At 45.7% G+C, this 13,393-nt stretch carries 12 protein-coding genes and 1 tRNA gene; 6 read left to right on the top strand and 7 right to left on the bottom strand.

Annotated elements, in window-relative coordinates; all coding sequences use genetic code 11:
- Positions 1 to 165: 165 nt before the first annotated feature.
- On the top strand, positions 166 to 1,938 hold the full coding sequence (locus C7Y66_RS12070) for a M61 family metallopeptidase (RefSeq protein WP_106545758.1): 1,773 nt from the start codon (positions 166 to 168) through the stop codon (positions 1,936 to 1,938).
- A gap of 377 nt (positions 1,939 to 2,315) precedes the next feature.
- Positions 2,316 to 3,128 (top strand): carbon-nitrogen hydrolase family protein, encoded by an 813-nt coding sequence (locus C7Y66_RS12065; protein WP_015156796.1) that lies wholly within the window; start codon positions 2,316 to 2,318, stop codon positions 3,126 to 3,128.
- An 89-nt stretch (positions 3,129 to 3,217) separates the two neighbouring features.
- On the opposite strand, the gene fba is transcribed toward C7Y66_RS12065, so the two are convergent.
- From fba to C7Y66_RS12050, 3 genes are all read right to left on the bottom strand, one after another.
- Positions 3,218 to 4,297 (bottom strand): class II fructose-bisphosphate aldolase, encoded by a 1,080-nt coding sequence (gene fba, locus C7Y66_RS12060; protein ID WP_015156797.1) that lies wholly within the window; start codon positions 4,295 to 4,297, stop codon positions 3,218 to 3,220.
- A 228-nt stretch (positions 4,298 to 4,525) separates the two neighbouring features.
- Positions 4,526 to 4,597, bottom strand: a tRNA-Lys gene (locus C7Y66_RS12055).
- Positions 4,598 to 4,743: 146 nt separating this feature from the next.
- The gene (locus C7Y66_RS12050) at positions 4,744 to 5,271 is read right to left on the bottom strand and encodes a GNAT family N-acetyltransferase (RefSeq protein ID WP_015156799.1); all 528 of its coding nucleotides are present in this window, start codon (positions 5,269 to 5,271) and stop codon (positions 4,744 to 4,746) included.
- Positions 5,272 to 5,631: 360 nt separating this feature from the next.
- On the opposite strand from C7Y66_RS12050, the gene C7Y66_RS12045 reads away from it, so the two are divergent.
- The 3 genes from C7Y66_RS12045 (at position 5,632) to C7Y66_RS12035 (ending at position 7,385) form a co-directional block, all read left to right on the top strand.
- On the top strand, positions 5,632 to 6,540 hold the full coding sequence (locus C7Y66_RS12045) for an alpha/beta fold hydrolase (protein ID WP_106168786.1): 909 nt from the start codon (positions 5,632 to 5,634) through the stop codon (positions 6,538 to 6,540).
- A gap of 22 nt (positions 6,541 to 6,562) precedes the next feature.
- On the top strand, positions 6,563 to 6,868 hold the full coding sequence (locus C7Y66_RS12040) for a hypothetical protein (protein WP_015156801.1): 306 nt from the start codon (positions 6,563 to 6,565) through the stop codon (positions 6,866 to 6,868).
- Positions 6,869 to 7,160: 292 nt separating this feature from the next.
- On the top strand, positions 7,161 to 7,385 hold the full coding sequence (locus tag C7Y66_RS12035) for a hypothetical protein (protein WP_015156802.1): 225 nt from the start codon (positions 7,161 to 7,163) through the stop codon (positions 7,383 to 7,385).
- 17 nt (positions 7,386 to 7,402) lie between these two features.
- On the opposite strand, the gene C7Y66_RS12030 is transcribed toward C7Y66_RS12035, so the two are convergent.
- The 3 genes from C7Y66_RS12030 to C7Y66_RS12020 all read right to left on the bottom strand — a co-directional run bounded on the left by C7Y66_RS12030 (position 7,403) and on the right by C7Y66_RS12020 (position 11,383).
- Complete coding sequence (locus tag C7Y66_RS12030) at positions 7,403 to 8,281, bottom strand: LapA family protein (protein WP_106545757.1); 879 nt, start codon at positions 8,279 to 8,281, stop codon at positions 7,403 to 7,405.
- Between the two features lie 173 nt (positions 8,282 to 8,454).
- Positions 8,455 to 9,069, bottom strand: a complete 615-nt coding sequence (locus C7Y66_RS12025; RefSeq protein ID WP_015156804.1) for a flavin prenyltransferase UbiX — start codon at positions 9,067 to 9,069, stop codon at positions 8,455 to 8,457.
- On the bottom strand, positions 9,059 to 11,383 hold the full coding sequence (locus C7Y66_RS12020; RefSeq protein ID WP_106545756.1) for a ribonuclease R family protein: 2,325 nt from the start codon (positions 11,381 to 11,383) through the stop codon (positions 9,059 to 9,061). The genes C7Y66_RS12025 and C7Y66_RS12020 overlap by 11 nt, the downstream gene beginning before the upstream one ends.
- Before the next feature lie 689 nt (positions 11,384 to 12,072).
- Here C7Y66_RS12020 and C7Y66_RS12015 point away from each other — a divergent pair.
- Positions 12,073 to 13,011: a hypothetical protein gene (locus C7Y66_RS12015; protein WP_106545755.1), complete on the top strand. Its 939-nt coding sequence runs from the start codon at positions 12,073 to 12,075 to the stop codon at positions 13,009 to 13,011.
- 32 nt (positions 13,012 to 13,043) lie between these two features.
- Here C7Y66_RS12015 and C7Y66_RS12010 read toward each other — a convergent pair.
- A partial coding sequence (locus C7Y66_RS12010) for an ATP-dependent Clp protease proteolytic subunit (RefSeq protein WP_199197401.1) occupies positions 13,044 to 13,393 on the bottom strand: 350 nt, incomplete at its 5' end.

The following is a 13,393-nucleotide window of genomic DNA, read 5'->3' as shown; positions in this document are numbered from 1 at the left end:
AGCAGGGAGCTTCAGGAGCTTCAGGAGCAGGGGAGACAAGGGAGAGGGGGGGAGCAATTCTAGTTCCACTAGCCACTCCTCACTAGTCACTCTCTACTGTCAATCAACCAACAATTACTAAAGAGTTGTTAGATTTATCCTAAGTCCAACAACTCACTACCATTGATGACTGAAGCTACATTAACTCAAGTTGGTAAGATTTCTAGCTTTACACCAACAATTCATTATCAAGTTGCCATGCCTCAACCAGAAAATCATCTGTTTGAGGTTGTTTTGCATTTAAGCGGTTGGAAATTGCCAGTAGTAGATTTAAAAATGCCAGTTTGGACACCAGGTTCTTACTTGGTGCGAGAATATGCCAAACACTTACAAGATTTTTCTGCCAGCGCGGGGGAACAGACTTTAGCGTGGCAGAAGTTAAGTAAAAATCACTGGCAAGTAGAAACAGGCGATCGCCCTGACATTACTGTACGCTATCGCATCCACGCTAACGAGCTATCAGTACGGACGAATCACCTCAATGCGACTCACGGCTATTTTAACGGTGCGGCTATCTTCTTTCGCCTCCCAGGACTAGAACAGCAACCGATCCAAGTCGCGATCGCACCACCGAGATCGGATTGGCGCGTCACGACTCCTCTACCAGCAGTAGCGGGGCAAACTAACACGTTTACTGCCACAGATTTTGATACGTTGGTAGACAGTCCGTTTGAAATTGGCTGTCACCAATCGCATCAGTTTGAGGTGCTGGGTAAGTCGCACGAACTGGCAATTTGGGGTAAAGGTAATGCCGATGCTGCCAAGATGATTCCCGATATTAAAAAGATTATCGAGGTGGAAGCAGAACTATTTGGTGGTTTACCTTACGACAAATATATATTTTTGTTGCATCTAGCATCGCAAAATAATGGCGGGTTAGAGCATAAATTTGCTTGCTCGTTGATTTATTCTCGCTTTGGATTTCGCGATCGCGAGAAGTACGAGCGCTTCATGCAACTTGTTGCCCACGAATTTTTTCATCTCTGGAATGTCAAGCGGATTCGTCCGAAAGCGTTAGAGGTTTTTGATTACGATAACGAGAATTACACACCATCGCTATGGTTTTCTGAAGGGACGACTAGTTATTATGATTTAGCTATTCCCTTACGGGCGGGTATTTATAACGATAAGACTTATTTGAAGAATTTGAGTAAGGAAATTACTCGCCTACAAACTACGCCAGGACGACTCGTACAACCTGCTTCTGAGTCAAGTTTTGATGCTTGGATTAAGTTGTATCGTTACGATAGTAATACTAACAATTCCCAAATTTCTTATTATCTAAAAGGGGAATTAGTCTCGCTTTTACTCGATTTATCGATCCGAGAGAAACATCAAAATCGGCGATCGTTAGATGATGTTATGCGTCAGATGTGGGAGCAATTCGGCAAAGATGAAATTGGTTTTACTCCTGCACAGTTAAAACAGGTGATTGAATCTGTGGCTGAAACAAATTTAGATGATTTCTTTAAACGCTACGTTGATGGTACGGAAGAGTTACCTTTCGATCGTTATCTCGAACCTTTTGGTTTGAAATTAGTCGCAGAAGATGAGGAATTCTTACCTTATATAGGTATGAAAGTGCAAGCAGAAAATGGCAAGGACGCGATTAAATTTGTGGAAATCGATGCACCAGCGCAGCAAGCCGGAATCGAGCCAGGGGATGAATTACTAGCCATTGATGGCTTAAAAGCAACAGCAAATAATCTGAGCGATCGCCTGCGAGATTATCAACCAGGAGACGCGATCGAAGTTACTGTTTTCCATCAAGAAGAACTATGTACTCATACTGTGACTTTAGCTGCTCCTCGTCCCAGTCGCTATCAAGTTGTTCCAGTAGAAAATCCCTCTCTGACTCAAAAACACAACTATGAGGGATGGCTTGGGAGTCACTGTTAATATCTCCTCTTTAAAGAAAGGCTGTTTCAAAGTTCGAGCAGCCTTTTGCACTGTTACCAAGAAAATCGGTTTAAAGCCGCGTCCTGCTATGCTGGGGAGTATGTCAAAGCTATTGTAGATAGAAAGCCGACAGCACTCTACCCAATTCTCAAAGTGGTAGCGGCACATTCTTGAGTTCCCTTGTTATCCTAGTTAATAAGTTTTGGGAGCAACAAACTCAAACAGCACGGACTTAACCTGTTGTTGGTTAATAGCGCTTTGTCGTTAGCAGAAGACAGGGGACAGGAGAAGAACAGAACTTTTCTGAGATACGCGAAAGGCACTATTGAAGGATATATTTTTAATAATCTACTTCAGATTGTCTTATCGGAATATACATGAAGTCTTATCTCGCTGCTGCCGTTCAAATGACTAGCGTGCCTGACCTAGAGAAAAATTTGGTACAGGCTGAAGAATTAATCGAACTTGCCGTCCGCCAAGGCGCGGAGTTGGTCACCTTGCCGGAAAACTTCTCCTATTTGGGACGGGAAGAGGATAAAATTGCCCAAGCAGCAGCGATCGCCTCGAAAAGCGAAAAATTTCTCCGAACTGTCGCGCAACGGTTTCAAGTAACAATTCTCGGTGGCGGGTTTCCTGTACCAGTTGACGAGCGCAAAGTTTATAATACAGCCTTACTGATTGGACCAAGTGGGGAAGAACTCGCCTGCTATCAAAAGGTACACTTATTTGATGTCAACTTACCTGATGGCAATACTTACCACGAATCCAGTACCGTACAAGCTGGAACGCAGTTACCAGTGGTTTATCCCTCTACAGAATTGGGTCATCTAGGGCTTTCCATTTGCTACGATGTCCGCTTTCCCGAACTCTACCGCCACTTAGCATACAAGGGAGCCGATGTGATGTTTATCCCAGCGGCTTTTACGGCATACACTGGTAAAGACCATTGGCAAATCTTGTTACAAGCTAGAGCAATTGAAAATACTTGTTATATTCTTGCCCCCGCGCAGACAGGGAAACATTACGCCCTACGTCAGTCTCACGGACATGCAATGGTTATCGATCCGTGGGGGGTGATTTTAGCCGATGCAGGCGATCGCCCAGGCGTAGCGATCGCGGAAATTAATCCCGTTCGTCTCGAACAAGTCCGTCGTCAAATGCCTTCGTTACAGCATCGGGTGTTTGTTTAATCGGTCATCGGATTGATGACCGATAATTCAAGCAAAAATGTAAGGTGGGCAATGCCCACCTTACGCTTGTCTCGCAACGTTGTGTTGAATTACACGGTTGCAGTCTTTTTGGTGATAGCGTTTAATTCGCCTTTAGCATACTTAGCAGCAAAATCATCGGTAGAAATTTGCTTGATCTTGCTAGCGTTGCCAGCAGCGCTAAATTGCTGATAGCGATCGGCACAGACTTTTTGCATGTACTTGATGGAAGGCTTCAGGAAGTGGCGGGGGTCAAATTCTTTAGCATCTTTAGCTAGAGCTTCCCGTACCGCAGCAGTGATTGCCAAGCGGTTGTCGGTATCGATATTTACCTTCCGTACTCCACTCTTGATTCCTTTTTGAATCTCTTCTACTGGCACGCCGTAGGTCTCGGGAATTTTTCCGCCGTACTGGTTGATTAGAGCCAGTAAGTCTTCGGGTACTGAGGAAGAACCGTGCATGACTAAGTGAGTGTTGGGCAAACGACGGTGGATTTCTTCAATGCGGCTAATCGCCAAAATTTCGCCTGTTGGCTTGCGGGTAAACTTGTAAGCGCCGTGGCTGGTTCCAATTGCCACTGCCAAAGCATCTACTTGAGTTTGCTCTACGAAATCAACTGCTTGATCTGGATCGGTTAACAATTGATCCTGGGACAATTTACCCTCAAAACCATGTCCGTCTTCAGCTTCACCCATGCCAGTTTCTAAAGAACCCAAGCAACCGAGTTCGCCTTCTACACTAACGCCTAGAGCGTGAGCTACTTTTACAACTTCGCGGGTAACGTTGACATTGTATTCATAGCTAGCTGGGGATTTAGCATCAGCTTCCAGAGAACCATCCATCATGACGCTGGTAAAGCCGTTCTTGATTGCTGAATAGCAAGTAGCAGGCTCGTTACCATGATCTTGATGCATGGCAATAGGAATATAAGGATAAGTTTCTACTGCTGCCAAAATTAGGTGACGCAGGAAGTTTTCACCTGCATACTTACGAGCGCCACGAGAGGCTTGTAGAATCACGGGGCTGTCTGTTTCTTTAGCAGCCTGCATGATTGCTTGGATCTGCTCCATGTTATTCACGTTGAAAGCTGGAATGCCGTATCCATTCTCTGCCGCGTGATCCAACATCAGCCGCATTGGTACGAGCGCCATACAATGTCCTCCTAGTTTTGTTATCAGCTAGTTGCTTTGAACAAGCGTGTTTATTACGCTAATCTTAAGATAAATTTCAGATCATTACTAGAGACTTAGATTTAGAGATGAGGTAAGGTGCTGGGATATCTTCACCACGATCGCTTTATTGCTACCTTGGAGCCAAAGCCAATTTGTCCAGCGTCTACTGTGACTTGAACGCTAAACAAACATATCGAGTTAAAAATATGGGTCGCCTGGGATTCGAACCCAGAACTATTCGGTTAAAAGCCGAGTACTCTACCGTTGAGTTAGCGACCCTTTTGCGTTTTTGCAACTTTACTAGTTTACCAGAGGCTCCTGGATTTATGCAAGCACTTAGTCAAAGTCACTACATTTCGCGCCAGTTGCAAGAAAAAAATTTTCTCCCCTACTCCCTACTCCCTGCTCCTTACTCCCTTCCCTAGCTAATTGGGATACCAAAACATCCCCTTAATCCCTTCAGGATCGGTCATAAAACCCATACCCCGATAAAAATCTACCACGTGGGGGTCGGCAAACAGAGTAATGTTGCTGATGTCCTCAGCACGAAGTTTTTTAATTGCGTATTTCATCAATGCCTTACCTAGCCCCTTTCCCTGAAAGCTAGGATGCACGACGACATCCCAAATAGTAGCGTTGAAGGCATGATCTGAAGTAGCACGGGCAAATCCAATTAGCCTTCGCTGAGTTCCTCGTACTTGCCACATCGACACGACGAGAAAGCTGTGCTGAATCGCTTTTTTAACCTTACGGAGAGGACGACGCGCCCAACCGACAGCATCGCAAAGTTCTTCCAACTCGTAAAGGTCGATGTTGCGATCGGTGCTAAAAACAATACTTTCACCATTTAGAGCAGAAAAGCCCATAGATTCGACGGCTTCCTCCTCTACTGGCGCTGTCTTGGTTCCGGTAGCAGTTTCAGAACCGCTAAACCAGCCTTTCCAAAAACCCATGCCAATGCAATTTATGAGATAGAAACGATATTGACTACACGAACTAGTATGATACTTCTAGTTTTTCTAGTTTCGCTGTTCTTACCCAAGTTCTAACGTCTACTTTCCCACCACCCGATTCAAGCGACAGTTTGGTTGTCAAATGAATGCCCTAGTATGAGAGACACAGAATTAGAGTTGAAGTACAACTAGCTTACTCATAACCAGCCATTTTTAACTTTAGCACCTTAAAGGAATTAGGGGTAAGAGGCAAGCGGCAAGTGGCAAGAAGGAAACTTCTAGGGCAAGCGTCCTGTCAAAAGAAAGAAGTAAAGATAAACTCTACAACTGCTGAGGTAGCGTTAAGGCTAGGATAGAAGCATGGCAACCATAGAGATTGCGGGAGTGCGTCACGTTTACGAGTTGACTGCACCGACGACTTTTCCCCATGCTTTGGTATTCGTTCACGGTTGGCTTCTCAGCCGTGCCTACTGGCAACCTCTGATTGAAAGGCTGGCAGTAGACTATCAATGTTTATCTTACGATTTGCGTGGCTTTGGTCAATCTCACGCCATTTCTTCTCAAGAGAAGGCTGAAGCAGATACTCGGGATCTGGCGTTAAATGGCTCCAATGCTACAAAAGAAGATAATTCTCCCTATTCACCCACTGCTTATGCTCGCGATTTGAAATGTTTATTGCAGGAACTTAACATTTCCAGCGCTTGGTTGATCGGTCACTCCCTTGGTGGGACGATCGCGCTCTGGACGGCTCAGCAAATGCCCCAGTCCGTACAGGGGGTCATTTGCGTGAATGCTGGTGGCGGAATTTATCTGAAGGAATCTTTCGAGCAATTTCGCGCCGTTGGGACTCAGTTGGTGAAACTTCGTCCCCGTTGGTTGCCTTTATTACCGTTAGTCGATTTATGGATGACGCGGGCAAATGTCGCCAGGGCGATCGCCCGCTCGTGGGGTCGTCAGCGCATTGTCGATCTGGCGATCGCTCATCCAGAAGCAGCTCTAGGAGCGCTTCTAGACTCTACTACGGAGACTGAAATTAATCGCTTACCACAGATCGTGTCACAACTCCAACAACCAGTTTATTTTCTGGCAGGAGACAAAGACAAGATTATGGAACCAAAATACGTCCGCCATCTTGCCAGTTTTCACCCCTTGTTTCAAGCCTGTGGCGAAAATGCGATCGAAATTCCTGAATGCGGACATTTGGCAATGTTAGAACAAACAGATATGGTCGCCGAGCAAATTCGAGCTATAGTGACGCAGTACAAATAGTCCTCACCCCCTCCAAAACAGCATGAATTGGCAGCTAGAAGAGTCAGAGTTACAGCAAATTGCTATTATCGTCTTGAGTTTAGCCGATAAGTGTCGGGGAGATAATCTCGCTCTTTTAGCCTTACTGCGACAGTTAGAGCAATTGCATCGGGAAATTCGGGATGGTTTATTTCAAGAATCTTTGCCAGATAATCGTCAAGCACTTTACGCTTTACTAAAAGACGTTGAAACTACGGGCGGTTGGCCTTATATCGAACGGCTAAGAATACAACAGTTGTTGGCAAACTGGCAGTTAGAAGAGGGCAAAGGAGACAACTTAAGTGTCTAGTGACTAGGTATCAGGTAACTAGATTCTTCAAGCCACTGATACTAGCTGCTAGTCACTGACAACTAACTACCGATCGACTATCGATTTTTATTACTCTGTAACTATAAAGTCAACTACTCAAAGAAGTTTAGTAGTAAGCTTTGAGAGTATAATGTTGGTATAGTTACCATAAGAAAACGCAACATAGTATAAAATTTTCTTTAAGTTAACCGAAACTATATGTAGACTTGTAAAGTCTAGGATTGATAAATGGGAAGTAAGCTTCCCGATTGTGGTGCATGAGGAGTTGAATATGGCTGAAATTCGCGACCTAGCTCTCCAGGCAATTAAAACTGGATATCTGACATTGGAAGCTGAAGAGAAATTGCGTTATCTGATGTCACATCACTACGGACAAGAAGATTTTCTGGCTTTCATGCGATTGCAGGAAGCTGCTATGCAAGGCAGGGTTAGACAGGAATCGCGGGAGCGGCTAAAGCGAAGGCACTTGAGCGTAGCGATCGCATCACGGACGTAACTAAGTCTGGCGCTAAATTATTTTTCTGAACGGGACGAATCGTCCTCGTTATCCACCTTCCAGTCTTCGTCATCCACAAATCCCCAATCATCGTCATCGTTATTTTGAGGGCGGTTACTGGGTGGTGGCGGAGACGTATTTTGTTGTTTGTAGGGTGGGGTAAGAACGCGGTACTCGGCATCATAGACTGATTCGGTTCTACCTATACCTGAATTTTTTGGTTCGCGAGCGCTATAGGAGTAAACTGAAGCAGAGCGATCGCTACTTTTGGGTTCATTAGGTTCGTTAGTATCATTGCTAGTTGGGCGATTGGTCTCATCGCTAGCATAGTTTTTTTGCCGCTCTTGGGGTTGACGCTGAGTGTCTTGAGGAACGTAATCCCAGTCATCATCAAGGTTGCTACTGCGTTTTCTGTCCGCAACAGCGCGATCGGTATACTCTTGGCGATCGAGATCTTGCGTGGCGGGTTCTGTATCTTCAGTAAAGTTCCAATCGTCATTAGCTGTAGTGTCCCATCCGTCCGATTCCTGCACGGATGGTTGAGTTGGTCGTGGAGAACTAGCAGTATAGCTGTAGGTATTTGTTTTAGGAGGGTCTGGCGTTTTGTTAGGATTTTTCTCTTCTGTAGCAAACCGAGTCGAAGTTTTTGCGGCTCGACGGCGCTGCTTTTTCGCTCTCGGTTGGGCAAAATAGCTAGCGATCTGAAAACAACTGGCAATGAATATTGAGGTTATTGCACCAGCGGCAACGCTAAACAAAATCCAGATTGACAAAGGTAATGCCTGAGTTTGTCCGCCTAAAAATACCAAAGACAGTACTGGTGTCCAGTTTTGCACCAGCAGTACCGTCAGACCTCCCAGTAATATCAATAAAAGAAAGAAGCGGATGGCAGCCATAATTTTGAGGGGAGACAAGGGGACAAGGAAGACAAGGGGACAAGGAAGACAAGGAAGCAGTTAATTTTGAACGCCAGTTGCGGGACTGTCGGCAGAGCCGCCCAACACACTGGCTCCTTTTAAGTTTTAATTTTTAACTTCCCTATTCCCTACTCCCTGCTACCTACTCCCTATTATCGTCCTTGCCATCGTTCGATTGGAATGCAGTCGATATCGAGTTGATCTAAGGTACGAGCAACGACAAAATCCACTAAGTCTTCGACAGTTTTTGGATTGTGATACCAAGCAGGGATTGCTGGCACAATTCTAGCGCCTGCCTCTGCTAGCGTGGTGAGGTTGCGGAGGTGAATCAGACTAAAGGGGGTTTCTCTAGGCACGACAATCAGCTTGCGCCCTTCTTTCAACTGGACATCAGCAGCGCGTTCGAGCAAGTCGGAACTCAAACCATTGGCAAGCTTTGCTACCGTACTCATACTACAAGGCATGACTATCATGCCTAGCGTACGAAACGAGCCGCTGGCAATGTTAGCGCCTACATCTCCCCAAGGATGGCAGCGGAGTTTTCCTAGAGATTCTACCCTTGCCTGCTGTCGCCAAAATTGCTCTTGTTGCAAGGGTTCTACAGGCATCCGAATATTTTGTTCCGCCTGCCAAACCATGTAGGCTGATTTGGAGGCAACTAGCTCGATCTCGTAGTCTGCCTCCAAGAGATATTTCACCGCTCGCACGGCATAAATTAATCCTGATGCCCCGCTGACGCCCAGGATCAGCGGTAGATTATTCCTCATCGTCAAAATACGTATCTGAGTCGTCGCTCAAGTCGTTATCGAGGGGTGAGGTGTCCTCTAGCCGATCGCCACTAAGCATTCGATCGCCGTTGACTGTCACTAAGTCGATTTGCTGGCGGTAGTAGTCTACGCTCTTGACTTGTACGGAAACGCGATCGCCTAAACGATATGCAGCACGGTTTTTCCGCCCAAATAAAGCTTGTTGTCTGCCGCGATACTCGTACCAGTCATCTTTGAGAGAACTGACGTGGACTAAGCCTTCAACTCGCAACGTTCTGCCTTTAGTGTCGGAGACTTCTATTTCCACGAAAAAGCCGTAGGACTGGACTCCGGTAATAATGCCTTCAAACACGTCGCCGATGCGCTGTTTCATCAGTTGAGCTTTTTGTAACCCAACTAAATCGTCTTCGGCTTCCTGAACTTCCTTGTCTCGCTCGTTCAACTGTGCGATCGCACCTGCAATATAAACTTCTAGCTCCTGCTGCGTTTCTGGAGGCAAGACGTTCCAGCCAATTTTGCCATGAGAGGAGCTATGACGTAAATTTATGCTGTCTTTTGCCCGTGTAGTCCGGCGATCGCGCCCTTGCTCGAATATTGTATGTAAAACTCGCTGAACGATTAGATCGGCAAACCGCCGCAAGGGAGCGTGAGAGTGGGTGTAGCCAGGTAGAGCTAAGCTAAAGTATGGCTGGAATTTACTGCTGTAGGCACTCGGCTTTAGCGTATCCCGTAACAAATAAGTCAAGACTTGTTCTGCTTGGGGCGATCGCGCAAACTGCTCGGTAAATTCTTGGTAGTCTCCTGCATGGACGGCATCTTCTCGATCTAAGCCCAGCTCTACTCCTAAGTTAGCTGCTAGCTTGATTGTTTCTTGCACGTCTTCGACATCGGGAGGCGGTTGAATGCGATAAATCGCAGGCACGCCCAAAGCGTTTAGATGCTCGGCAACAACTTGATTTGCTAATAACAACAACTCAGTGACCAATTCGGAGAGTTTGGGTTCTCCTTGAGTCAGAACTCCTAACCTGCCTTCGTCGTAGTAGGAGTACTGACGAGGTGGTAAATTGAGGGCAAAGCTACCTCTAGCTTGTCTTTGCTCTTGCAAGGCTTTGCTTAATACTGCTAGCTGCCCCACTTTTTCTCCCACTGCGGCTGGTAGTCCTAGTTCTGCACTGCGATCGCTTAGAATATTCTCTACAACTTCAGCATCGAGTTGGTAATCAACTTGGATCGCGCTCGGTTGAATTTCAAACTCCACGATTTGTCCGGTTGCTGCATCCAAAGTTAGCAGAACGGAAATGGCACGGCGATCGCTTTCTGGCTCGAATGCACTCCGTTGCGCCACCGCATCGGGGAATAAAGGCAGAATTTTTTCTCCCAGGTAAACGCTGCTGGAACGTTTCAACCCTTCACGATCTAAAGGCGTATCTGGATCGATAAAGTAGGCAAGATCGGCAGTATGAACGCCTAATTGCCACTGTCCCGTCGTCGTTTTTTCCAAAGTAAAAGCATTTTCAACATAGGTCGTATCGTCCGCTGACTCTCGGAAACTTAAGGTGAGGAGCGGACGCAGATCGCTTCTAGTTTTGAATTCTTTGCGGCTAATTTGAGCTGGTAATTCGACCGCTGCTTCAAGCACGGATGAGGAAAAGGCACGGGGTAGGTTGTGCTTGCACGACACCAACTCTACATCTGAGGCGGCTTCGGCATCGCTGCCTAAAACTTGTACCACTCTGCCTAAAGGAGGATATTGGGCAATGGGATAGCGGAGGATTTCTACATGTACCAAATAGTCAATCGCTTGTGCTAAGTCGTGACCGTCGGGTTGCAGTTCGATTTCAAATAGGAGGCGATCGTCTAGAGGAACAGCTCTAAAATTAGTATCTGTTTGCTTGATTCTTGCTAACAGACTTTGATTTGCCCGCTCTAAAATGAGTTGGACTTCGCCTTCGGGACTGCGACGACGGCTACCTTCTTTCGTCAGTTTCACTAAAACGCGATCGCCATTCCAAGCATTACTTAGATGACTTTCGCGAATGTATATATCTTCTGCTCCCTCAGCTTCTTGAATTGCAAAGCAAAAGCCTTTACTAGAACAGCGAAGTTTAGCCTCAATTGTTCCTTCTTCTCTTACCCGACGATATTTACCGTGTTCCTTAACCAAAACACCGATTTTTTCCAGTACGTCTAGGGCAATAAATAACCTTTGAATACTACTTTCGTCTTGATAATCTAGTTTTTTTTCTAGGGCTTTTGCTGCAACTAATTTATCACTTGTGAAATTACCTAGTAGTGTAGCGATTGAAAACTCCATGTAGCGAGCCGACCTCCGGTCAAAATATCATACTTCTTGTTGTCTGGGTTAGGCAGTCAGCTATCTCTTCCTGCCTGTGGAAAATACGCTTTTTCCTTTTATCTCTACCATTAGCCAGATCTTTACCACTGGGCGCAACTTTGGCTTTGGTAGGGTGAAACAGTTGGGACTTCTAACAGCAGTATCTCACCCAACTCCCAAAATAACCTTTGTTACTAGGAAAGGCGAGAGGGTTGCATCATCAAGGTCTATACTCTACACAACGGATGTAGTAATGCTGCGTGCGAGTCGGTCGCCTCTCACCAACGGATATATAGCCACAAATAAATCGCAGCTAGGCAGTGAGATAACGAGGATTGAAGTGTCAAAAGATGTAACACTTGTGATGCAGTAGGATTTGCCCGATTGAGTTGAAATACCATTTACTCAGTTTTGTTACACTCTCTTCAAAAAGTCGGTAACATTTGAGTAAGCAGTACGCCATCTACTAAAATTGGCTATCCCCATTCTATTTTAGGAAACAAGCGACATATAGGAAAGGGGCTAGGGGCTAGAGTGTTTTGGGACAAGGGAGACAAGGGAGACAAGGGAGACAAGGGAGACAAGGGAGAATTTTGATATATTCTTCTCATTCTGGCTCCTGAATTCTGACTCCTGGCTCCTGACAAACAACGAATGACGAATAACAAATGACAAATGACAAAAGCTTAATTTCAGAGTTATTGACAATTTATCAGGGTAAGTTTGTCGTGCGGGTAGCGGTACAGGTTGATGGTGTCGTTCGTGCTACTGGGATGGCAACAGCAGAAACGCTGGAAGCAGCAGAAGATAAGGCGAGAGAAAGAGCGATCGCTTGTTTCAACCACGATTTTCTCGCCCCAATTGCCCCAAAAAATCAAACAATTCCTGCATTACCTACGCCACCAGAAATACCTGTGGCGCAACCAGCTGCATCTCTATCTGAACCCAGCGATTCTTCTAGTCCTCCTACTCCTACTGAATCGCAGTTAGATTTTAGCTACATGCCAGAATTAAAACTCCCTACAAAAGAACAAAAATCGACTTCCATCAGTACTGGTGGTAGAGGCAACAGTAAATCGTTAGCCACCAATTCCGAACCACCACTGGAAACAGATATTTTTGGCGGAGATTTTGCTGCTGACTTATTCGCTGCTAGTAGCAGTAAACCGCCTTTATCCAAAGACAATTATGAAAGCGCAGATTTGTCCTCTAATGAATCTCTAGCGATCGCAGATGATACAACAAGAGAAGAAACTCAATCATCTGCGGACTTAGCTACGGAATTACAAAAGATTGAGGTCAAACTGAAGGAAGCAAAGCTGAAGGCAAACGACGAACGCGAATGTTTGGAAACTAACTACGGTAAAGGGTCGCGCTACGAGTTAACAGCCCTACAAGCACGGGACTTCAATCGCTATTTGGAGTTATATAGTCAAACAACTCAAGCCGTCAAAGAGCTGCAGGAACTTGGATGGGATGCTAAAGAAGGTCCTAAATACCTGCAAGCAAAATATAGCAAGAATAAGCGGCATCAATTGACCGAGCGGGAATTACAGGGATTTTTGGACTATTTGCAAACCGAGCGCGATCGCATTGGTGTAAGCTAGAAACGCGCAGTTGCGCGTTTCTACAAAACAATCTAGCCAACCGCCGCCATCGGTCGTCTACCAACAGCTTTCTTGTCGATAACTTGATCGATCAAACCATAATCCATCGCTTCTTGGGGCGACATAAAGAAATCTCGCTCTGTATCTTGCTCGATCCTTTCTAGCGGTTGACCTGTATGTTCGGCTAAATGCTCGTTCAACTTCCGCTTGTGGTACAAGATTTCTTTAGCTTGAATTTCAATATCAGTGGCTTGTCCCTGTGCGCCACCGAGAGGTTGATGGATCATGATTCGCGAATTTGGCAGGCTCATGCGCTTTCCTTTCATGCCAGCACTGAGTAGAAAAGCCCCCATACTGGCTGCTAATCCCGTACATATAGTAC

It is taken from the genome of Chroococcidiopsis sp. CCALA 051 (assembly GCF_003015105.1).
GTDB lineage: Bacteria > Cyanobacteriota > Cyanobacteriia > Cyanobacteriales > Chroococcidiopsidaceae > Chroococcidiopsis > Chroococcidiopsis thermalis.
The sequence above is the reverse complement of the archived record's forward strand: the minus strand, read 5'-3'. Positions and strand labels throughout refer to the sequence as shown.

Bases quoted from the DNA above. Each gene is read 5' to 3' on its own strand.
- C7Y66_RS12070 (WP_106545758.1), top strand. From the start codon at position 166: ATGACTGAAGCTACATTAACTCAAGTTGGTAAGATTTCTAGCTTTACA.
- C7Y66_RS12040 (WP_015156801.1), top strand. From the start codon at position 6,563: ATGAATTGGCAGCTAGAAGAGTCAGAGTTACAGCAAATTGCTATTATC.
- C7Y66_RS12015 (WP_106545755.1), top strand. From the start codon at position 12,073: ATGACAAATGACAAAAGCTTAATTTCAGAGTTATTGACAATTTATCAG.
- C7Y66_RS12035 (WP_015156802.1), top strand. From the start codon at position 7,161: ATGGCTGAAATTCGCGACCTAGCTCTCCAGGCAATTAAAACTGGATAT.
- C7Y66_RS12045 (WP_106168786.1), top strand. From the start codon at position 5,632: ATGGCAACCATAGAGATTGCGGGAGTGCGTCACGTTTACGAGTTGACT.
- C7Y66_RS12065 (WP_015156796.1), top strand. From the start codon at position 2,316: ATGAAGTCTTATCTCGCTGCTGCCGTTCAAATGACTAGCGTGCCTGAC.
- C7Y66_RS12020 (WP_106545756.1), bottom strand. From the start codon at position 11,383: ATGGAGTTTTCAATCGCTACACTACTAGGTAATTTCACAAGTGATAAA.
- C7Y66_RS12025 (WP_015156804.1), bottom strand. From the start codon at position 9,069: ATGAGGAATAATCTACCGCTGATCCTGGGCGTCAGCGGGGCATCAGGA.
- C7Y66_RS12030 (WP_106545757.1), bottom strand. From the start codon at position 8,281: ATGGCTGCCATCCGCTTCTTTCTTTTATTGATATTACTGGGAGGTCTG.
- fba (WP_015156797.1), bottom strand. From the start codon at position 4,297: ATGGCGCTCGTACCAATGCGGCTGATGTTGGATCACGCGGCAGAGAAT.
- C7Y66_RS12050 (WP_015156799.1), bottom strand. From the start codon at position 5,271: ATGGGTTTTTGGAAAGGCTGGTTTAGCGGTTCTGAAACTGCTACCGGA.